General features: G+C 57.0%; 1 pseudogene. It reads right to left on the reverse strand.

What is annotated here, in order from left to right:
* Positions 1-263: 263 nt before the first annotated feature.
* Positions 264-770: pseudogene (locus tag BRO54_RS18860) on the reverse strand (DDE-type integrase/transposase/recombinase); the annotation flags it as partial.

The following is a 770-nucleotide window of genomic DNA, read 5'->3' on the forward strand; positions in this document are numbered from 1 at the left end:
TAGCGTCAAAAGTTCTATGAAAACTCCACACAGATCATCCCATTGAGCATCGTGGGGCATGCGGAGGGCCGGATTCGCCCTTGACCAACACCCGCCAAAGGTGCGGAAGAGTCATCAAGGGCGACGGGGACAAAAAAGAAGGCAATAAGAAAGCCGCCCTTGCCATGACCGAATTTTACCTTTGGCGGTGTTCGGTTGGTCAAGGGTTCGCTTCGCCGAATCCGGCAGGAGTTCTGTTCAACGGGCTCCGGAGGACAAAAAAGTCAGGCCGCCTCTTGTTGGAGAAACGCTTGTGCCATGGCGATCAGCTTCGTCCACCGGGCCGGCATATGCGGAAGATCCGCCAGTTCCGGGATGACGACCGGCACCCGGCCTTCGAGCGCGCTGTGTGGGCGCAGAAAGTTGAAATACGCCACAAACAGCGTCACAAAGGACACCGAGCCTTCTTCCGCACCAAACCCATGGGTCGGGCGGTAGTTGCCTTTAAAGGTCCGGTTGAATCGCTCGATGATCTGCTTGAGAGGGCGAAACGCTTCCGAGACCGGATCCTCATTGGTCAGCCCGATCACTTGGCGGACGTCAAATGAAATCCCGTGTTGGGCGAAGAAGTGTTGCGCCAGCAGGTAAATCGGGTTGCCATCCACGACAAACGACAAGTCGTCTGGGAGGGACGGCAGCTTCCGCAGGACATCATCGATGGCCTGAATGGCCGAGAGCGTGTCTCGATGGGGCGAGACGCGATACGACAGCACGATCTTTTTGACGGCATC

The sequence above is a fragment of the Geobacillus proteiniphilus genome, from assembly GCF_001908025.1.
In the GTDB taxonomy this organism is placed as follows: domain Bacteria; phylum Bacillota; class Bacilli; order Bacillales; family Anoxybacillaceae; genus Geobacillus; species Geobacillus proteiniphilus.